This window comes from Amycolatopsis sp. VS8301801F10 (assembly GCF_046195355.1).
Taxonomy (GTDB): domain Bacteria; phylum Actinomycetota; class Actinomycetes; order Mycobacteriales; family Pseudonocardiaceae; genus Amycolatopsis.
Genome location: NZ_CP176065.1, coordinates 6,944,701 through 6,964,827, shown reverse-complemented (window position 1 = coordinate 6,964,827; position 20,127 = coordinate 6,944,701). Strand labels below are relative to the sequence as shown.

Below are 20,127 nucleotides of genomic sequence, written 5' to 3'. Positions count from 1 at the left end.
TGCGGGGCGTGGCCAGGGTTTGCCGTCCCTGCGCAGCAAGCGGGCGTCGATGAGCGCACCCGTCGCCCGGTACCAGGGCTACTCCGGCGAGCAGGTGGTCTCCGGCCTCCCGCCAGGCGTCGGCGACTGTCCTGCGCCGCAACTCGTGCAGTCATGCAGTCGTGCGGCCGGGCAGCCATGCGGCCGGGCAGCAGGTCGCCCCTCGTCGGCACCCCGGGCCGTCGGGATTCCAAGGAGGAACAACCCGGTCTCTGCGACGGCAACAACTTTCCCGCATAGCGTCGCCGCGCTGTCGCACCAGGGCCGAGCCACCCCGCCGACGGTGAACCCCGTCCGCAAACCGGAACTTTCGATGTAGCCCCAGTCTACATGATGGCGAACACATGTTCGACCCGAGAAAACTCCCGCCCATGAAGCGACGCGACCCCCAACCCAAGCTCCCCGCCGCGTACTGGCGGTTGTGGTGGGCCTCGGCGGTGGACAACGTCGGCGACGGGATCTTCTCGGCCGCCGTCCCCCTGCTGACGGTCACGCTCACTCGCGATCCCTTGCTGGTCTCGGTCGTCTCGGCGGCGACTTACCTCCCGTGGCTGCTGCTCTCCCTGCCCGCGGGCGCGCTCGTGGACCGGCGGGAGCGGGTTGGGCTGTTGTGGCGGTCGCAGGCTTTGCAGGCGGCGATCGTCGCGGTGGTCGCGGTTCTGGTCGGGGTGGGCCGGATCGACATCGTGGGGCTGGCGGTGACCGGGTTCGGCCTCAGTGCGTGCGAGGTCGTGTTCGCGAACGCGTCCCTCGCGGTGGTGCCGGACCTCGTTCCCGAGGCGCAGTTGCACCGGGCGAACGGCAGTCAGTACGCGGTTGCCACGGCGGGGCAGTTGTTCGTCGGGCCGCCGGTCGGCAGTCTGCTTTTCGCGGCTGCGGCGGCGTTGCCGTTCGGCGTGGACGCGGCTTCGTTCGTGGTGTCCGCCGCGGTGCTGGCGACCTTGCCTCGACGTCCCTCGCTGCGGAGGGCGCAGCCGCCGATTCGGGTCGCGGTGGCGGAGGGGGTGCGCTGGCTCGGGAGGCACCGGCTGTTGCGGACGTTGGCCGGGCTGCTCGCGGTGAACACCTTCTGCTACCAGCTCGGCAACGTCACGGTCGTGCTGCTCGCGACGCAGACTCTGCACGTCAGCGAGCGCGGTTACGGCGTGCTGCTCGCCGGGGCGGCGGTCGGCAGTGTGCTCGGCGGGATGGCCAACGCGCGGATCGTGGCGAAAATCGGGGCGCTGCAAGCATTATCGACGGCGTTGCTCGCCAACGCGGTGCTCTTCGTGCTCATCGGCACCAGCCCGAACGCGGTCGTTCTCGGGCTCCTGCTGGGGGCCAACGGATTCGCCACCACGCTCTGGAGCGTCGTCACGGTCAGCCTGCGGCAGCAGGCGGTGCCGACGGAACTGCGCGGGCGGGTGCACAGCGTTTACCGGATGCTGGGCTGGGGCCTGATGCCGCTGGGGTCGCTGGCCGGCGGACTGGTCGCGGACGCGTTCGGCATCCGGGCGGCGTACCCGGTGGCCGGGGTGCTGCGAGGGATCGCGTTGGCGGTTGCGCTGCCGGTGCTTCTGTCGGCGATGCGGGCCGGGAAACGGGCGGCTTAGCGGCGGTCCGCGGGTGGCTGAGGGGAAGCGAGCAGTTCGGCGGACTCGTGCAAGACGCCGCCCAGCATCACCTTGCGGACGTTGGCCGCCGCGGTGATGTCGGCGAGCGGATCGCCTTCGACGAAGACCAGATCGGCCAGTTTGCCCGGGGTGACGGCACCAAGATCGTCGCTTCTGCCTAGCAGTTGGGCTGCGTTGCCGGTTGCCGTGCGGAGCGCTTGGTACGGGCTGAAACCGTGGGCGACCATAGCGCGAAGGTTGAGATGCAGGCTCAGCCCGAGGAAGTCGATGGGTGCGTCGGTGCCCGCGACCACCAGGCCGCCTCCGTCGTGGATGCGGCGCAGGGTTCCCACTGCCGACGCGAGAACGTGTTCCAGGGTTTCGCGCACGGCGGGTTCGGTCACCGCGGCGGTCACCTGGGCGAGCGCTTCGGCTTCCCAGCGCGGAAACAGCGCGCGGACGCGAGGGTCGCTGGTCCAGTCGTGCTCGGCCAGCAGGACCGCGGCGGAGAAGAGCGTGGGAGTGAGCGACATGCCGCTGGTCGTCAGCGTGGACACGACGTCGGAGTAGGTGCGGCCGCGGCGGGTCATCGTCTGCGAATACCCGAGCCTGGTCGACGCGCCCAGATGCTCGACCCCGTCCAGGCCGAGCCAGGCGGCCGGGTGCAGGTAGTGGGACGTGACCGGGATTCCGGCCGCGCGGCCCGCCTCGGCGAGCGCGCGCTGCCCGCTGACCGGCAGCCGCACGTAGGCCTTCAGCAGGCGGTGGCCGAGCGCGCGAGCGCGGGCCAGTTCGCGTTCGACCTCCGCTGCCGAGGCGGTCGGCCGCATGAACCCGTAGTAGACGCGGCTGCCGTCGATCGGCTCGCCGGTGCCGAAGCAGCGTGGGCCCACCTGGCGGCCGGCGAGCAGCGCTTCTTCTTCCTGCAGCGCCTCGTAAGCCGGGTCGCCGGCCGACCGGACAGCGGTGATTCCGAACGACAGCCAGAGTTTTCCTTGCCGCGCGCCGAAAAACCGGCCTTTGAGCCGGTTGTGCACGTGCGCGTCCGTCAGTCCGGGCAGCACAGTCAGGGCGGAGGCGTCGACGCGCCGCCCGGGACGGTCTTCGCGATGGTCGTCGACCGCTGCGATCCGGTCGTGCTCGACCACGACGTCGACGTTTTCGCGTAGCGTGCGGGATTGGCCGTCCCACAGGCGGCCGGCGTGGATCACGGTACGACCGGAGGCTCTGGCCGCGGTGTAGCGGAGTCCCGTTTCGACAGTGCGGATCCGGCCGGTGGCCACTTCGGCCAGACGGAGTTTTCCGCCGCTGAGATAGAGGATCTGCCGCCCGTCGCCGCTCCAGGACGGCGCGTCGGCGATTTCGCCGGTCAGCCGACGGGGTTCGGCCGTGGGACGGCCGGCGCGGTCGACGGGCAGCAGATGCAGCTGTCCGCCGAGGACGCAGGCCATGCTCGTGCCGTCCGGCGACCACACCGGCCCGTCGTACCCGCGGGAGCTGAGGGAGCGGTGCGGCGCGGCTTCGTGGACGGTGCTTTCGCCGGAGCGCACATCGAGGACCAGGATCCCGTTGCCGCCCTCGCGAAACCGGGCCGAGTACGGCCGGGCCACGGCCATCGCGAGCTTCGTGCGGTCCGGGGACCAGCTGGGCCGCCCGGGGTACCACTGCGGGCCGAGAAGCTGCCGAACCGCGCCGTCCAGGGAAGCGAGGAAGAGAGCGCCTTCGTGGTCCTGGAAGGCGATGGCGGTCCCGTCCGGGGACCACGCCGGGGCGACCGCCGCCCCGTTCGTGCTGGTGAGCCTGCGCTGGTTTCCGGTGGCCAGCTCGTGCAGCCAGAGGGCCGGGCTGCCGGACCGGTCGCTGACATAGACCAGCTGCTGCCCGTCCGGTGCCCAGGCGGGCTCGGCGGTCAGCGCGTCGTCCCGGGTGAGCCGCTGCGCCGGACCGTCGAGCGGCATCGTCCAGAGCGAGCCGAGCGCACAGAACGCGATGCGGTCGCCGGCGGGGGAAAGCGCCGGGCTCACGATGCCCCGCACCGGGCCGGAATCCGCACGGCGCGGCGGGATCCGGGTCGCCGGACGGCGCGGCGGGTCCGGTACCTCCGCCTCGAAACTGATGTCCCGTACCGTTCCGGTCGCCAGGTTGCGCCGCCGGATGCGTCCGTCCGCGGTGTAGACCACTTCGGTCGGCGAGAGCCAGTGCGCCCGGAAGCCGAAGACGTCCTCGTCGGGCGCGGACACTGTCCGGTCCCCGATGACCAGTGCCGCGCGCCGCGCGTAACTCCCTAGCCGTTTCGGGGTGACGCCTTCGAAGCGGACGTAACCGATCTCCTGTCCGCCGGGGGTCCAGAACGGAGCGGCGAGCTGCGCGCCGTCCGCCTCCACCCGCCGTTCCCGGTCCCCGTGTGCGTCCACCACGTCGATCGCGGCGCCGTCGGCGGTGAACGCGAGCCGCTGGCCGTCGGGGGACCAGGCGGGTGCGGCTTCCTCTACCGCGCTGTCCGCCCACGTCGTAATCCGCCCGGTCGCCACCTCGAGGACGTGGATTCCGTAGCCGCGGCCCAGATCCGCTGAGAAGGCGAGCCGCGTGCCGTCCGGGGAGAAAGCGGGTTCGCGGTGGTCGTGCGGACCGCTGGTGAGCCGCCGCGGGTCCTGTCCGGGCACGACGGTCCAGAGCTGGAAAGCGCCGGTGCGATAGGACTGGAACGCCACCGCCCGCCCGTCCGGGGACCAGTCGGGCGCGGTCGCGTCGGCCAGCGGGCCGGTCGCCGCGGCCGCGGGCCCGCCGCCGGCCGGGACGATCCAGATCCGGCTGAGCAGATCGATCGCGACGGCGCCGGACGGGGCGAGCGCGGCGCGGAAGTGGGTTCCCTCGGCGATCCGGATGGTTCCTCCCCGGTTCATTCCCGGCATCCGGGAAATGGTCTGCGCGGCCCGTCCGAAGGCTGCGGCCGCTTCCGCACCGGTGTAGCATCCGCGGGGAACGCAAGCGAGCGGATTGTCTTTTCCGGCGAGGGGGAATTCGCGGTGCCGAGGACAACGCCCGGCCGGGGCCGATCGGAATTGGCCGGGTATTCGTTCCCGGGCCGTCCCTCCGGTTAGCGCGGCCGGACAATCGCTCATTGCTCCGAATGGAGTCCGGCGGGACCGCGAGGCGCGCGTTCCGGGCAGTGCGGTCGCGCAACGCGGCGCTGCGGTGATTTTTATCGTGTTATGCTCGTCCAGGCCGATTTATGCTCGCCCAGTCCGCAGGCGGCTGGGTGTCAGGGGGAGTGGCAGGCTTCATCATGGCGGTGGCGACCGAACTCACGGGATTCCTGGAACGGTTGAACTGGACGCCCGAGCGGCTGGCGAGAGAGGTGAACCGGCTCTGCGGGCCGGGCACGGTCAGCGCCAAGGCCCCCTACCACTGGCTGCGCGGCTCGTATCCGCGCCGGGGGATCCCGGAAGCCGTGGCGAAGGTGCTGTCGGAGTACCTGCGCGAGCCGGTCGAGGTCGCCGAGATCTGGCCGGGGTCCGCGGGTCCGGCGGCGCGCCGGTCCGGCCCGGCGGAGATCACCCCGCTGGTCCAGGACTCGTGCAGTTCGGCTCGGCTGGTCCAGCAGGTTTCCGAGACGAACGCGGACGAGGCGACCCTCGACCAGCTCAACCACGAGCTGTCCGGATTGACGACCTCGTACCTGCACGTCGCGCCCGGCCCGCTGCTGTACCGCGCGGCGATGCTGCGCGACCGGGTCGCGAGACTGCTGCGCGGGCAGCAGAAGCTCGCCCAGCGGCGGGAACTGCTCGCGCTGGGCGCGCGGCTCTGCGCGCTCCTGGCGTGGATGTCCGAGGACCTCGGCGACCGCAACGCGGCGTACAACCACGCGGCCGCGGCGTGGGAGCTGGCCGACCTGGCGGACGACGACCGGGCGCGGCGCTGGGTGCGCGCCGCGCAGGCCCGGCAGTCGTACTGGCTGGGCAGCTTCGTCGAGTCCGCGCAGTTCGCGCTCGACGGCCTCGACCGGCCCGCGGACGACGAGCTGGGAGTCCTGCTGAAACTCCTGGCCGCGCGCGCGTGGGCGGCGGCAGGCATGGAGACCGAAGCCCGGCGCGCCCTCGGCGAATGGGCCGAGCAGGCGGAACCGGTGCGCGGCGTGGGCCTGTTCGCCCTCCGGCAGGACGGGCAGACCTACCTCGCCGGGCACACGATGCTGCTGCTGGACGACGCCGGGGCGGCGCTCGGCGAACTGCAGACCTCGCTCGGCCTGCTGGAACGCGAGCCGGTCGAGCAGCGGTCGTATTCCGTGGAAGCACTGGCCCGGATCGACGCCGCCCGCGCGCGGATCAGGCTGGGCGAGCCGGACGGCGTCGCCGAGATGCTCGTCCCGGTGCTGCGGCTTCCGCCGGAGAAGATGATCACCACGATCTCCGCCCTGCTCCGCGCCGCCGCCGAGGAACTGCACGGCGCGCCCGTCCCGTTCGCCGACGCCTCCGAACTCGGGGGGCGAATCGAGGAATTCCTGGTCTCCGCGGTCGCGGAGCGGGCGGCCGGAAGGGCGAGCTGAAAAAAGCCCCCACCGCTATTCTTTCGGGCCCGGTCGCCTTTTCCGGCGGCCGGGCCCGGCTGCGTGAATTTCCTGGACAGTCCCGGTCAGCGGCCGGGGTCAGCGGTGCTGACCAAACTGACTTGTTGCTGACGAAGTTTACTGCAATTCGCTTGCTGCTCGCTGTCGGGGTCGCGTTCAATTAAAAGGAAAGCAGTCCACGGCGCCCGGTCGAGGGCGCCTCGCCGACGATGCAGGGGAATCGGAGCGCGATGGATCGCGTGGTGTACACGAACCGGAAAGAATTCTCGCACGACCACATTGTTTCGGTGGCCAAGAAAGATCGTTTCGCGGTTGTCGTCAAGGGATTCTGCGATCCGGAAGTGCTGCGGATCGCCCAGGAGAAGCTCTCTTCCTACCGTGCGCGGGAGCAGTCGACGACGGACGCGCAGTTCTGGCGGATGGGATTCCCGTACTCGGAGATCGAGGACGAGACGACCCGGCGCCGCTACCACGACGAGGCGTTGTCCAGCATCGAGCGGCTCCGCTCGATGTTCGCCCCGTACGCGTCCCCGGAGGACGATCTCCGGCTGCTGCTCGACGAACGGTGGCGGGCGGGCGCGGAGCTGATGCGGGTGCGGGGCGAGAAGTGTTTCGTCGGCGTGTGCCGGTTCCAGGGCAACAACGTGGACCTGGTGCCGCACACCGACAAGGTCGAACGGTTCCTGCCCGCGGGGTACCAGTCCCGGCTGCAGGCGCAGCTGTCGACCAACATCTACGTCAGCATCCCCGAGGTCGGCGGGGAACTCGAGATGTGGGACATGGAGCCCGCCGAAGACGAATACCAGCGGATGGTGGGCGGGCGCAGCTACGGCATCGAACGCGACCGGCTGCCCGCGCCGGTCGCCGTCGTCAAGCCCGAGCCGGGCGATCTCGCGCTGCTCAACCCGAGGCTGATCCACGCGGTGCGCCCGTCCGGCGACGCCACCCGGATCACCATCGGCACCTTCATCGGGTACCTCGGCGAAGACGAGCCGCTCGTCTACTGGAGCTGACCGCCTCCCGCCTCCCGACTCTCCCGCGGCCCGGCCCGGCCGCACGTTCCCGCCTGCCGTCGCGTTCCCGAGGGCGAACGCGATCGTCGTCCTGCGCTGACTCCTGGGGTGATCGATGACTTCTGTCGTGCCATTTGCCAACCGGTATTCGCTGACCGCCGCACAGCGCGAGGCGTGGCTGTCGGTCCAGCGGGACCCGGGCAGCGGGACACAGCGGATCGGCATCCTGTACGAGTGCGCCGGCGAGGTCGACCTGCCGGTGTTCGAGGAGGCGCTGCGCGGCGCGGTCTCGGAGGCGGAACCGTTGCACCTGTCGTTCGACGGAGAGCCGGAAAGCGTTGCAGGGAACCAGGTTCGCGGCGAAGCGGAGTGGGCGCTGCCCGTGTTCGACTTGAGCGGAGAGGCCGATCCGCGGGCGGCCGCCGCCGAATTGGCCCGCGCGGAACTTGCGCGGGTGCCGGACCCGGGACACGGTCCGCTGTTCCGGTTCGCGGTGTTCCGCTGGGGTCCGGGAAGCTTCGCGTGGTTCCAGGGCGCACATCGGCTGGTCGCCGACGAGACGTCGTTGTCCTTGCTGTGCCGGCGTACCGCTGAGCTGTACGACGCGTCCGCCGACGGCCGGCCGGCGCCGCCTTCGTGGTTCGGCTCGGTGCGGCAGATGGTCGATGCCGACCGCGATTATGCGTTGTCCACGGCGGAAATCGACCGCAAGTACTGGCACGAGCAGCTGGCCGTGCCGCCGGAACCGGTGCGCCTGGCCGAACCGGCCGGTGCGGCGCACCGCACGGACGATGCCGAACTGCCGGGCCTGCTCGCCGCCGCGCGCCGGACCGGGGTCCGGCCGGGCGACGTGCTGACGGCCGCGGTGGCGGTCTGCACGCACCGGATGACCGGGGCCGCCGATTTCGTTCTCGGGCTCTCGCTGCCCGCGCGCCCGGACGAAACTTCGGCGACGGTGCCCGGTCCGCTGGCCAACACGGTGCCGCTCCGGGTGCGGGTGAGTCCGGGCACGAGTCTCGGCGACTTCGTGCGCGAGGTCGCGGAGTCGGTCCGGGAGGCCGAACAGCACCAGCGGTACCGGGGCGAGGACGTCGCGCGGGAGGTCGGGATTCCCGGCGGGATCAGGGAATTCGCCGGTCCGACGGTGGTCTGGCGGCCCGAGCCGCGCGAGATCCGGCTCGCCGGCCGTCCGGTGACCGCGCGGCCGGTGCCCGGTGCGCCGCCGGCCGATCTGCTGGTGGCGGTGTCGGGCGCGCGGGTGCAGGTGGAGGCTCCCGGCGAGGCGGAGCCGCACCGGGAACGGCTGCAACGCCTGGCGACCGCGATCGCCGCCCGGCCGGGGACGCCGGTGGACGAGGTCGGGCTGCTCGGCGAGGACGAAGTGCGCCGCGTGCTCGTGGACTGGAGCGGCTCGTCGGACGAGATTCCCCCGGGGCTGGTGCACGAGTGGTTCGAAGCCCGCGCGGCGCTGCGGCCGGACGACGAGGCGGTGGTGTTCGGCGAGCACCGGCTGACCTACGCCGAACTGGACGCGCGTTCGGCCGCCCTCGCTGCGGCGCTGACCGCTCGCGGCGCGGGGCCGGAGGCCGTCGTGGGCGTGGTTCTTCCCCGGTCGGCCGATTTCGTCGTCTCGGTGCTGGCGGTGCTGAAGGCCGGCGCCGCCTACCTCCCGATCGACCCGGAGTACCCCGCCGGCCGGATCCGCTTCCTGCTGGACGACGCGAAACCCGTGCTGGTTCTGTCCGAACCGGACCATGAGCGCCGGCTGAGCGACGGTTCGGTCCCGTGGCTGACCGTTCGCTCCCGGGTGCCGGACCCGGACCAGCCGGCGCGGCGCCGGGCCGATCCCCGGAATCCGGCGTACGTCATCTACACCTCGGGCTCGACCGGCACTCCGAAGGGCGTCACGGTGCCGCACCAGGGTCTGCCCGGTCTGGTCTCCGCGCAGGCGGTCCGGTGGGAAGTGCGGCCGGGGAGCCGGGTGCTGCAGTTCGCGTCCCCCAGCTTCGACGCGTCCGTTTCCGATATTTTCGTCGCGTTGTGCACCGGCGCGACGCTGGTGCTCGCCCCGGCGGACGACTTGCTTCCCGGCTCCGCGCTGGCCGAAACCGTGCGGCGGCACCGAGTTACCCACCTCAAGCTGCCGCCGAGCGCGCTCGCCGCGATGTCCCCTGACGAGCTGCCGCCCGGGGTGACGGTGAGCGTCGCGGGGGAGGCATCCTCCGCCGAACTCGTCCGGAAGTGGTCCGCGGGGCGGCGGATGTTCAACGTCTACGGTCCGACCGAGACGACCGTGTGCGCCGCGATGAGCGACGAGCTCGCGGCCGACGCCGGGCCGCCGCCGATCGGACGGCCGCTGCCCGGCCACCGGCTGTACGTGCTGGACGCGGGTTTCTCGCCGGTTCCGGCAGGCGTGACCGGCGAGTTGTTCATCGCCGGGACCGGGGTCGCGCGCGGGTACGCGGACCGTGCGGGGCTGACGGCCGACCGGTTCGTGGCGTGCCCGTTCGGCGTGGGCGAACGGATGTACCGGACCGGCGACCTGGTGCGGTGGCGCGAGGACGGCCGGCTGGAGTTCGTGGGCCGGGCCGATGACCAGGTGAAGGTGCGGGGCTTCCGGATCGAGCTGGGCGAGGTGGAAGCGGCGCTGGCGGCCTGCCCGGGAGTCGGCCGGGCGGCCGCGGCGGTCCGCTCCGACGCCTCGGGCGACCAGCGGCTGATCGGCTACGTCGTGGCCGCGGAGGGCACGACCGCCGACCCCGTAGCGATCCGGAACCTGCTGCGGGAGCGGCTGCCGGAGCATCTGGTCCCGGCGGTGGTGCTCGTGCTGGACGACTTTCCCCGCACTCCCAACGGAAAATTGGACCGGCGGGCCCTGCCGGAGCCGGCGTTCGCGGCGCATTCGCCGGGACCGCGCACGCCGGTGGAAGAGGTCGTCGCGGGCCTGTTCGCCCAGGTGCTCGGATTGTCCGACGTGGGCGTGGCGGACAGTTTCTTCGAACTCGGCGGGCATTCCCTGTCCGCGACCCGGCTGGCCGCGAAACTGCGGTCGGTCTTCGGCGTGGAACTCGGCGTCCGGGAGCTGTTCCGGGCGCCGACCGTGGCCGCGCTCAGCCGCTGGCTGTCCGGCGCGCGGCGGGCCCGGCCCGCGCTGCGGCCGATGCCGAGACCCGCCCGGCCCGCGCTGTCGTTCGCGCAGTCCCGGCTGTGGTTCCTGCACCAGCTGGAGGGGCCGTCCCCGACCTACAACATCACCTCGGCGCTGCGCCTGACCGGCACGGTGGACCGGTCCTCGCTCGCCGATGCCCTAGCCGATCTCGTACAGCGGCACGAAAGCCTGCGGACGGTCTTCGCCGAACACGACGGGGTCCCGTGGCAGCGCGTCCTCGACGGCGACGACGCCCGTCCGGACCTCGCGACCGTCCGCGTGCGCTCGGCCGGCCTCGACGAGGAACTGCGCCGCGCGGCCCGCCACGCGTTCCGGCTCGGCGAAGAACTGCCGATCCGCGGCACCCTGTTCCAGGTCGAGGACCGGCCCGCGGAACACGTCCTGCTGCTCGCGGTGCACCACATCACCGGGGACGGCTGGTCGATGGAGAAGCTGTGGCGCGATCTCGCCGCGGCGTACCGGGCGCGGCTCGCCGGCGCGAAACCGGACTGGCCCGCGCTGCCGGTGCAGTACGCCGACTACACCCAGTGGCAGCAGGAAGTGTTGCGGGACCACGGGAAAGCGCAGCTGGACTACTGGAGCCGGAAACTGGCCGGGGCTCCGGAGCGGATGTCGCTGCCGACCGACCGGCCGCATCCGGACGTGATGTCCTACCGGGGCGAGACCTTCCTCGTCCGGTGGGATTCCGCGCTGCACGCGCGGCTGTCCGCGCTGGCCGCGGAATGCGAAGCCAGCATGTTCATGGTGGTCCACGCCGCGCTGGCGGCGCTGCTTTCCCGGCTCGGCGCGGGCGACGACGTGCTCGTCGGCGGCCCGACCGCGGGCCGGCTGGACGAGGCGCTGGACGACCTGGTCGGCTTCTTCGTCAACACCCTGGTGCTGCGGGTCGACACCGGGGGCGGGCCGAGTTTCCGCACGCTGCTCGCCCGGGTGCGGGAAACCGACCTGGACGCCTACGCCCATCAGGACGTGCCGTTCGAACAGGTCGTGGAGGCGGTCAACCCGGCGCGCTCGCTGGCGCACCATCCGCTCTTCCAGGTCAGCCTGGCCTGGCAGATCTCGCGCGGCGAGCCGGTTCTCCCCGGAGCCGAGGCGGAGACGGTGTTCGTGGACAACGGGACCGCGAAGTTCGACCTGACGTTCCACTTCTTCGAGCACCGGACGGACGGCGGCGATCCGCTGGGGCTCGAAGCGCTGGTCGAATACAACACCGACGTATTCGACCGGTCCACCGCGGAAGCCATCGCCGGACGGCTCGAACGGCTGGTGCGCGCCGCCGCCGAGGACCCGGACCGCGGCCTCGACCGCGTCGATCTGCTCACGCCCGCCGAAAGGCAGCAGGTGCTCCGCGACGGGACGGGCCCGGCAGCCGTCCGGCCGCCGGGGTTGGTGCACGAGTGGTTCCGGAGCCAGGCGAAGAGCTGCCCGGACGCGGTCGCGCTCGTCTGGGGCGAGCAGCCGACGACTTACGCCGAACTGGACGCCGCGTCGGACGAACTGGCCGCGGCGCTCGTCGCCCGGGGAATCGGACCCGAGCAGCTCGTCGCGCTCGTCCTGCCGCGCGGTCCGGAATTGGTCGCGGCCTTGCTGGCGGTGCTGAAAGCGGGAGCCGCGTACGTGCCGGTGGATCCGGACTACCCGGCCGAGCGGGTGCGCTTCGTTCTCGAGGACGCGGGAGCCGCGCTCGTGCTGTCGACCGCGGAACTGGCCGCCCGGTTCGGCGCCGCGTCCTGGACGGTGCTGGAGGACCTGGACCGGCCGGCCGGAGCGCCAGCGCCGGTCCGGGCAGCCGATCCGGAGAACCCGGCCTACGTGATCTACACGTCGGGCTCGACCGGCAAGCCGAAGGGCGTGGCGGTCCCGCATCGCGCGCTGGCGAACTTCCTCGCGTCGATGGCCGAACGATTTCCGCTGGGCCCGGACGACCGCTGGCTGGCCGTCACCACCGTTTCGTTCGACATCGCGGGCCTCGAGCTGCTGCTTCCGCTGATCCGGGGCGCCGCCGTCGTGCTCGCCGACCGCGACACCGTGCGCGATCCGGGCGAACTGGCGCGAGCGATTTCCCGGCAGGCGGTCACGGTCATGCAGGCGACCCCGTCTCTGTGGCGGACGCTCGTTCCCGAGCACGCCGGGGCGCTTTCCGGTCTGCGCGTGCTCGCCGGCGGCGAGGCCCTGCCCGCGGATCTCGCCCGCGAGCTGTGCGCGGCGGGGGCGCGGGTGACCAACCTGTACGGCCCGACCGAGACCACAGTCTGGTCCAGCGCCGCGCCCGTGTCGGCGGACGAACCGGTCTCGCTCGGCAGTCCACTGTGGAATACCCGGTTGTACGTGCTGGATTCCGGGCTCTCGCCGGTCCCGGCGGGAGTGGCCGGCGAGCTGTACATCGCCGGCGACGGAGTCGCGCGGGGCTACGCGGGGCGCGGGGGCCTGACGGCCGACCGGTTCGTGGCGTGCCCGTTCGGAACCGGGGAGCGGATGTACCGGACCGGCGACCTGGTGCGGTGGAGCGGCGACGGACGGCTGGAGTTCGTCGGCCGGGCCGACGACCAGGTCAAGGTGCGGGGTTTCCGGATCGAGCCGGGGGAGGTGGAAGCGGCGCTGGCGGCCTGCCCCGGGGTCGGCCGCGCGGTCGTCACGGCCCGTCCGGACAGCTTCGGGGACCAGCGGCTGATCGGGTACCTCGTCCCGGGCGGCGACCGGGCCGCGGCCGAGGAGCAGCGGGCCCGGCAGGTGGAGGACTGGCAGCGGATCTGGGACGACGCTTACCGTTCCGCCGACGACGCCGACTGGGGCGAGGACTTCTCCGGGTGGAATTCCAGCTTCGACGACGCGCCGATCCCGGTCGCCGAGATGCGGGAATGGCTGGACCACACGATCGCGTCGCTGCGGCGGCTGCGGCCGAAGCGGGTGCTGGAGATCGGCGTGGGCACCGGGCTCCTGCTGTCGCGGCTGGCCCCGGACTGCGAGGAGTACTGGGGGCTCGACCTTTCCGGCACGGTCGTCGAGGCGCTCGGCCGCCGGGCCGCCGCCGATCCGGTGCTGCGGGACCGGGTCCGGCTCCGCCGAGGGAGCGCCGACGACCTCGGGGACCTTCCCCGGGGCCGCTTCGACACCGTGGTGCTGAACTCGGTCGTCCAGTACTTCCCGGGCGGCGACTACCTGGCGGAGGTGCTGGAGTCGCTCGTGTCGCTGCTCGCGCCCGGCGGGAAGGTGTTCGTCGGCGACGTGCGCGACCTGCGGCTGGCTCCGCTGTTCCACACCGCGGTCGCGGCGGCCCGCCGCGCCGGGGAAGAAGATCCGGCGCGGGTGCGGGCGGCGGCGGAGCAGCAGCTGAGCCGGGAGAACGAATTGCTGGTCCCGCCGGGGTTCTTCGCGGCGCTGAGCCGGGACCTCCCGGCGATCACCGCCGCCGAGGCGACGCTCAAGCGCGGCCGCTACGACAATGAGCTTTCCCGGTACCGGTACGACGTCGTCCTGCGCACCGCGCCCGCGCCGGAGATCGCCCCGGAAAGCCTCCCGGCGGCTCCCGCGCGCAGCGTCGAAGAACTGGCGGAATGGCTGGAAAGCGCGCCGCGGGGCGACTTCCGGCTCGTCGGCCTGCCCGACCGGCGGCTGGCCGGCGAGGCGGCCGCGCACGCCGCGCTGGCGGACGGCCGTCCGATGGCCGAGGTCCTCTCCGCGCTCGCCCGGACCGAGGGACTGGTGCCCGAGGACCTGCACGAGGCGGGTGCGCGGTTCGGCTACCGGGTGAGCACGCAGGTGTCGGGCAGCGGGCCGGGCCGGTTCGACGCGTATTTCCTTTCCTCGCCGGACGTTTCGGTGGCCATCGCGGACGGCTCGCGGCGCACGAACAGCCCCGCCGCCTCCGGCGATTTCGGACGGCTGGCCTCCGCCGCGAAGGAGTTCGCGGCCGCCCGCCTCCCCGAGTACATGGTCCCGTCGGCGATCCTGGTTCTCGACGAGTTTCCCTTGACCCCCAACGGCAAGATCGACCGCAAGGCGCTGCCCGCGCCGCTCGCCGGGGCGGCGGGCCGGTCGCGGAAACCGCGCACGCCGGTCGAGGAGGTGCTGACCGGGCTCTTCGCCGAGGTGCTGGGCCTGCCCGAGGTCGGGGCCGAGGAGAGCTTCTTCGACCTCGGCGGCCATTCGCTGCTCGCGACCCGGCTGATGGACCGGGTGCGCTCGACGTTCGGGGCCGACCTCGGGGTCCGGGTGCTGTTCGAGGCCCCGACGAGCGCCGCGCTGGCCCGGCGGCTCGGCGCGGACCAGGAAGGGGACGGCCTGAAAGTCCTTTTCGGACTCCGCACTCGGGGAGCGCTGCCGCCGTTGTTCTGCGTGCATCCGCTCGGCGGCCTCGGCTGGCCGTACGCGGGCCTGCTGCGCTACCTCGAGCGGGACCGGCCGCTGTACGTGCTGCAGTCGCGCGGCATCGGGGAGCCCGGCGCCCTCCCGGAGTCGGTCGCGGAGATGGCCGCCGACTACGCGGACCGACTGCGTTCGGTGCAGCCGTCCGGTCCGTACCACTTGCTCGGCTGGTCGTTCGGCGGCGCGGTGGCCCAGGCCGTCGCGGTCCTGCTGGCCGAGCAGGGAGAGCAGGTGGACCTGCTGGCCGTGCTCGACGCCGGACCGGCCGTGCGCGATCCCGACCGCTCGCCGGAACTTGGCGACGAGGAAGTGCTGGCACTGCTGTGCGAGGCGACGGGCACGGACCCCGGCGGGATCGAGCGGGAAGGAGGCGGGCTGGCCGGATTCGCCCGCGCGGCCGGGGAATCCGGCGGCGCGCTCGCCGAACTCGCCCGCGACGAGGCCGCGTTCGCCGCCCTGGTCGGCGTCCTGCGCCGCAACTACCGGCTGCACCAGGAGCATCGAGCCGAGCGGTATTCCGGGGACCTGGTGCTGTTCCGCGCGACCGGTTCGCCGGGGCAGCCGCGGGACCTGGCCGCCGAATGGCGTCCGTACGTCGAGGGCAGGCTGGACGTGCACGACGTGGCGAGCCCGCACGAGCGGCTGTTGCGGCCCGAGGCGCTCGCGGAGATCGGCCCGGTCCTGGCCGCCGCGCTCGCGGCCGGACGGAAGTAGGCCGCGATGACCGACGACCTCCCGCCCGGCCCGCGCCGGGCAGCGCTCGCCGGCCCGGTGCGGCCGGAAGACAGCCCGCGGCCGGTTCCGGCCAAGGTCGTGCCGCTGCGCCGGCCCGGCAGGTGGATCGCCGCCGTCCTCGCCCTCGGCTGCCTGGCCTTCCTGCTCCGCTCGGTGGCGACGAACCCGAACTTCGACTGGCCGATCGCCGCGCGCTACTTCACTTCCCGCGCGGTGCTGGACGGCCTGGTGGTCACATTGTGGCTGACCGCGGTGACGGTGGTGGCCGGGTTCGTGCTCGGCATCGTGCTCGCGGTCATGCGGATCTCCGGCAACCCGGTGCTCGCGTCGCTCAGCTGGGGCTACGTCTGGCTGTTCCGGTCGACCCCGCTGCTGGTGCAGCTGCTGTTCTGGTTCAACATCGGAGCGCTGTACCCGACGCTGTCCATCGGGATCCCGTTCGGCCCGACGCTGCAGACGATCGACCTGGTCAACCTCATCGGCCCGACCGCGGCGGCGGTGATCGGCCTCGTCCTGCACGAGGCGGCCTACGCGGCGGAGATCGTCCGCGGCGGGCTGCTTTCGGTCGACCAGGGGCAGGTCGAGGCAGCGCAGGCGCTGGGCCTGCGGCCGTGGCGCACGTTCCGCCGGATCGTGCTGCCGCAGGCCATGCGCTCCATCGTCCCGGCCGCGGGCAACATGCTGATCGGCACGCTGAAGGGCACGTCGATGGTCAGCGTGCTCGCGGTGGAGGACCTGCTCTACGCGGTGCAGCTGATGTACAACCGCAACTACCGGATCATTCCGCTGCTGCTGGTGGCGACCCTGTGGTACGTCCTCGTCACGAGCCTGCTCTCGGTGGTGCAGTACTACGTCGAACGCTTCTACGCCAGGGGCGCGCTGCGCGAACTGCCGCCGACCCCGTTGCAGCGGCTGCGTTCCCGGTGGCGGGCCCTGCGCGGGACTCCCGGCGCCGGCCGGCCCGGACGGGAGGGCGCATGAGCGAGCCGGAACGGCTGATGGTGCGGGCGCGCGGGGTGACGAAGAGGTTCGGCGCGATTCCCGTGCTGCGCGGCGTCGACCTCGACGTGCGGCCGGGCGAGGTCACCTGCGTGATCGGCCCGTCGGGTTCGGGCAAGAGCACCCTGCTGCGCTGCCTGAACCACCTGGAGAAGATCGACGGCGGGGAGATCGAGATCGACGGCAGGCTGCTCGGCTACCGGCGCCGCAAGGGCAGGCTGTACGAGCTGAAGGAATCCGCGATCGCCCGCAGGCGGGCCGAGATCGGCATGGTGTTCCAGAGCTTCAACCTGTTCCCGCATCTGACCGTGCTGGACAACCTCGTCGAGGCTCCGATCGCGGTGCGCGGCCGCTCCCGCGCCGAGGCCGAGCGCACGGCCGCGGACCTGCTCGCCAAGGTCGGGCTCAGCGGCCGGGAACACGCCTATCCGCGGCAGCTTTCCGGCGGGCAGCAACAGCGCATCGCCATCGCCCGCGCGCTCGCGGTCGACCCCAAGCTCCTCCTGTTCGACGAGCCCACCAGCGCGCTCGACCCCGAACTCGTCGGCGAGGTGCTGGCGGTGATGCGGGAACTCGCGGCGGGCGGCATGACGATGGTGGTGGTCACGCACGAGATGAGCTTCGCCAGAGAGGTCGCCGACACCGTCGTCTTCTTCGACGGCGGCGAGGTGGTCGAGCACGGCCCGCCGGAGCGGGTGCTGGGTTCTCCGGAGCACGCGCGGACCCGCGCGTTCCTGTCCCGGGTGCAGGTCCAGCCGTGAGGGCCACGGCGCTCGCGGCGTGGTGCTGCGGGATCCTGCTCGCCGCCGGGTGCGCGGCGGGCGGCGTGCCGGCCGAGGACGCCGACCCGGTCGCGGACGTGGTGTCCGGGATCGCGACGGACCCGGCGCTCGCGGCGGCGGTTCCGGCGGGAATCCGGGCGAGCGGGCGGATCCGCGTGGCGACGTCGGCGAAGGGCAGCCCGCCGATCCGCTACCGCTCGGAGGAGACCGGCCGGCTGATCGGGGTCGAGATGGACCTGCAGCACGCGGTCGGCCGCGTCCTCGGGATCCGGATGGACTCCGAGGAGGCCACCTTCGACGAGATCCTGCCCGCGCTCGGCTCGGGCCGCTACGACGTCGGCCAAGGGAACTTCGGCGTCACCGAGGAGCGCAAGAAGGTCGTCGACTTCGTCACCTACTACACCGACGGCTTCGGCTTCCTGGTCCGCGCCGGGCGGCGCCAGGATCCGGTGTCGGGGCCGGCCGATCTGTGCGGGCTGCGGATCGGGGCGGTCGCGGGCACGAGCTTCGAGCAGCTCCTGCGGCAGCGGGCGGGCGAGTGCGCCGCGAAATCCCGGGAGCCGTACCGGGTTTCGGTGTACCGCAGCACCGCCGACGCCATGCTCGCGTTGTCGCAGAACAAAATGGACGTGCTCGTCTCCTCCAGCGTGTTCCTGCAGTACGCCGCGCAGCGGCTGCGGGGCCGGATGGTCTTCGTGAACAAGATCTACGAGGAGCAGGTGGGCTTCGTGGTCAAACGCGGTTCCCCGCTGGCCGAGCCGCTGCGGGCGGCGGTGCAGCGGCTGATCGACGACGGGACCTACCGCCGGATCATGGCGAAGTGGGGGCTGGAGCCGGCGTCGATCCGGCATTCGGAAGTGAATCCGCCCGGTCTGCGGTGAAAGGAGCCGAGGTGCGGACGCTGGGAGTGGTGACGATCGGGCAGACCCCGCGCGCGGACGTCACGGCGGAGCTGGAGCCGCTGCTGCCGCCGTGCCGGATCGTCGAACACGGCGCGCTGGACGGGCTGGACGCGGAAGCGCTCGCCGCGCTGCGGCCCGGGCCCGGCCAGGCGTCGCTCGCCACCACGCTGGCGGGCGGACGGCCGGTGGTGTACCGCCACGAGGCCGCCGAACCGCTGGTGGGCGCGGCGGTGCGGCGGGCGGAGGAGGACGGCGCGGACGTCGTGCTGCTGGCCTGCGGAGGAGCCTTCGGCGCGCTCGCGCACCGAAAACCGTTGCTGCGCACCGAAATTCTGGCCCAGCAAGGAGTGCGGGCGCTCGCCGGCGGGATGCGCGTCGGCGTGCTGCGCCCGCTGGCCGGGCAGGTCGAGGAGGCCCGGCTGGCCTGGCGCCGGGCGCTCGGGACCGACCAGGTGGTCGTGGACGCGGTCAATCCGTTCGACGCGCGTCCGGCCGATCTCGCGGCCGCGGCGGCGGGCCTGACCGGCCGGTGCGACGTGCTGGTCCTGGACTGCTTCGGCTTCGGCGAACGGATGCGGGCGGCCGCGGCGCGCGAGTTCGGCGGCCCGGTGCTGCTGATCCGGAGCGTCGCGGCGAGGCTGACCGCCGAGTTCCTGGCGGGGGTCTGACATGGCGGAGCTGGCCGCCGGACCCGCGCGCCGGGACGGCATGGACGCCCGCGCGCGGCGGAAATCGCTGCTGGCCAGCGTGCTGGGCAACGCGCTGGAGTGGTACGACTGGAACGTCTACGCGGTTTTCGCGACCTTCCTCGCCTCGGCGCTGTTCGACCAGGCGGACCGCGTCTCCGCGCTGCTGAGCACCTTCGCGGTGTTCGCCGTCGGTTTCGTCACCCGGCCGCTGGGCGGGATCGTGTTCGGGCTGCTGGCCGACCGCATCGGCCGCCGGGGCGTGCTGGTGGCGACCATGCTCACCACCGCGGGCGCCAGTCTCGTCGTCGGCGTGCTGCCCGGCTACTCGCACCTCGGCACGTGGTCCTCGGCGATCCTCCTGGTGGCCCGCCTCGCCCAGGGGATGGGGCACGGCGGCGAGTCCTCGGCCTCCTACGCCTACGTCGCCGAGATCGCTCCGCGGGAACGGCGTGGGCTGTGGTCCAGCTCGGTCTTCCTGAGCGTGTCCGCCGGCACGCTGCTGGCCACCGGACTCGGAGCGGTGCTGACCGCGACGCTGACCCCGGGGCAACTGGCCGAGTGGGGCTGGCGGGTGCCGTTCCTGGTGGGCGGCGTGCTCGGGTTGTTCGCGCTCTACCTGCGGCGCAACGCCGAAGAAAGCGACGTGTTCAAGGAAATGCCGGCCGGCGCCCGGCCCTGGCCGCGAAAGCGCTTGTTCGGCGCGGGCCTCCGGATCGTGGCGATCAGCGCGGCGATCGGCGTCATGTACTACTCGTGGATCGTGTTCGGGGTCGGCAACGCGGTCAGCAGGCACGGGATGCCCAGCAGTTCGGCGTTCGCCGCGGGGTTCCTCGCCCAGTCCGCGGTGCTGTTCGTGCTCCCGTTGTGGGGCAGGCTGTCCGACCGGATCGGGCGCAAGCCGGTGGTGCTGGTGTTCGCGCTGGGCTCGGCCGCGCTCGCCTTCCCGATCACCGCCGTCGTCACCGACCAGGGCTGGACTTTGTTCGTCTCCGAATTCACGGCGGCGCTGCTGTGGTCGGCGGTCGCGGCGGTGTATCCGGCTGTGGTTTCGGAGATGCTGCCTACTTCGTCGCGGGGGACGGGGATCGGGATCGCGAGTTCGTTGTCGAATGCGGTGTTCGGCGGGACTGCTCCGTATCTTGGTGAGTTGTTCGAGGCGTGGCGTCTGTCGTGGGTGTTCACTTGTTACGTCGTCGTGCTGTGTTTGCTCGCTGCGGTGGTGGTGGCGACGATGAAGGAAACCCGGGGGATCGAACTGTCCCAAGTGGACTGAGG

General features: G+C 72.4%; 10 protein-coding genes. 9 read left to right on the top strand and 1 reads right to left on the bottom strand.

From position 1 onward, the window contains the following. Positions 1–410 precede the first annotated feature (410 nt). Positions 411–1,631 carry an MFS transporter gene (locus F9C11_RS31865; protein WP_409181057.1) on the top strand — a complete coding sequence of 407 codons (1,221 nt, stop codon included), beginning with the start codon at positions 411–413 and terminating at the stop codon, positions 1,629–1,631. On the opposite strand, the gene F9C11_RS31860 is transcribed toward F9C11_RS31865, so the two are convergent. Further along, positions 1,628–4,543 (bottom strand): amidohydrolase family protein, encoded by a 2,916-nt coding sequence (locus F9C11_RS31860; RefSeq protein ID WP_409181056.1) that lies wholly within the window; start codon positions 4,541–4,543, stop codon positions 1,628–1,630. The two genes, F9C11_RS31865 and F9C11_RS31860, sit on opposite strands and share 4 nt — an antisense overlap. A gap of 359 nt (positions 4,544–4,902) precedes the next feature. On the opposite strand from F9C11_RS31860, the gene F9C11_RS31855 reads away from it, so the two are divergent. The 8 genes from F9C11_RS31855 (at position 4,903) to F9C11_RS31820 (ending at position 20,125) form a co-directional block, all read left to right on the top strand. Continuing rightward, positions 4,903–6,177, top strand: a complete 1,275-nt coding sequence (locus tag F9C11_RS31855; protein ID WP_409181055.1) for a hypothetical protein — start codon at positions 4,903–4,905, stop codon at positions 6,175–6,177. A gap of 251 nt (positions 6,178–6,428) precedes the next feature. Further along, a complete protein-coding gene (locus F9C11_RS31850; RefSeq protein ID WP_409181054.1) occupies positions 6,429–7,211 on the top strand; it encodes a 2OG-Fe(II) oxygenase in 783 nt (260 codons plus the stop codon). Between the two features lie 115 nt (positions 7,212–7,326). Beyond that, entirely contained in the window at positions 7,327–15,459 is an 8,133-nt protein-coding gene (locus F9C11_RS31845; protein ID WP_409181053.1) for an amino acid adenylation domain-containing protein, read from the top strand. Between the two features lie 6 nt (positions 15,460–15,465). Then, positions 15,466–16,461 carry an amino acid ABC transporter permease gene (locus tag F9C11_RS31840; protein ID WP_409181052.1) on the top strand — a complete coding sequence of 332 codons (996 nt, stop codon included), beginning with the start codon at positions 15,466–15,468 and terminating at the stop codon, positions 16,459–16,461. Continuing rightward, a complete protein-coding gene (locus tag F9C11_RS31835) occupies positions 16,458–17,240 on the top strand; it encodes an amino acid ABC transporter ATP-binding protein (RefSeq protein WP_409181051.1) in 783 nt (260 codons plus the stop codon). The genes F9C11_RS31840 and F9C11_RS31835 overlap by 4 nt, the downstream gene beginning before the upstream one ends. Then, positions 17,237–18,142: an ABC transporter substrate-binding protein gene (locus F9C11_RS31830; RefSeq protein ID WP_409181050.1), complete on the top strand. Its 906-nt coding sequence runs from the start codon at positions 17,237–17,239 to the stop codon at positions 18,140–18,142. Before F9C11_RS31835 ends, F9C11_RS31830 begins: the two co-directional genes overlap by 4 nt. Positions 18,143–18,153: 11 nt before the next feature. Further along, positions 18,154–18,831, top strand: coding sequence for an AroM family protein (locus F9C11_RS31825; RefSeq protein WP_409181049.1), 678 nt, complete (start codon positions 18,154–18,156; stop codon positions 18,829–18,831). A 1-nt stretch (position 18,832) separates the two neighbouring features. Further along, complete coding sequence (locus tag F9C11_RS31820; protein WP_409181048.1) at positions 18,833–20,125, top strand: MFS transporter; 1,293 nt, start codon at positions 18,833–18,835, stop codon at positions 20,123–20,125. The last annotated feature ends 2 nt before the right edge of the window (positions 20,126–20,127 follow it).

What these genes read in the sequence shown, in the direction of transcription:
- F9C11_RS31865 (WP_409181057.1), top strand. Translation starts at nt 411, where the DNA reads ATGAAGCGACGCGACCCCCAACCCAAGCTCCCCGCCGCGTACTGGCGG.
- F9C11_RS31860 (WP_409181056.1), bottom strand. Translation starts at nt 4,543, where the DNA reads ATGCCGGGAATGAACCGGGGAGGAACCATCCGGATCGCCGAGGGAACC.
- F9C11_RS31850 (WP_409181054.1), top strand. Translation starts at nt 6,429, where the DNA reads ATGGATCGCGTGGTGTACACGAACCGGAAAGAATTCTCGCACGACCAC.
- F9C11_RS31845 (WP_409181053.1), top strand. Translation starts at nt 7,327, where the DNA reads ATGACTTCTGTCGTGCCATTTGCCAACCGGTATTCGCTGACCGCCGCA.
- F9C11_RS31840 (WP_409181052.1), top strand. Translation starts at nt 15,466, where the DNA reads ATGACCGACGACCTCCCGCCCGGCCCGCGCCGGGCAGCGCTCGCCGGC.
- F9C11_RS31835 (WP_409181051.1), top strand. Translation starts at nt 16,458, where the DNA reads ATGAGCGAGCCGGAACGGCTGATGGTGCGGGCGCGCGGGGTGACGAAG.
- F9C11_RS31820 (WP_409181048.1), top strand. Translation starts at nt 18,833, where the DNA reads ATGGCGGAGCTGGCCGCCGGACCCGCGCGCCGGGACGGCATGGACGCC.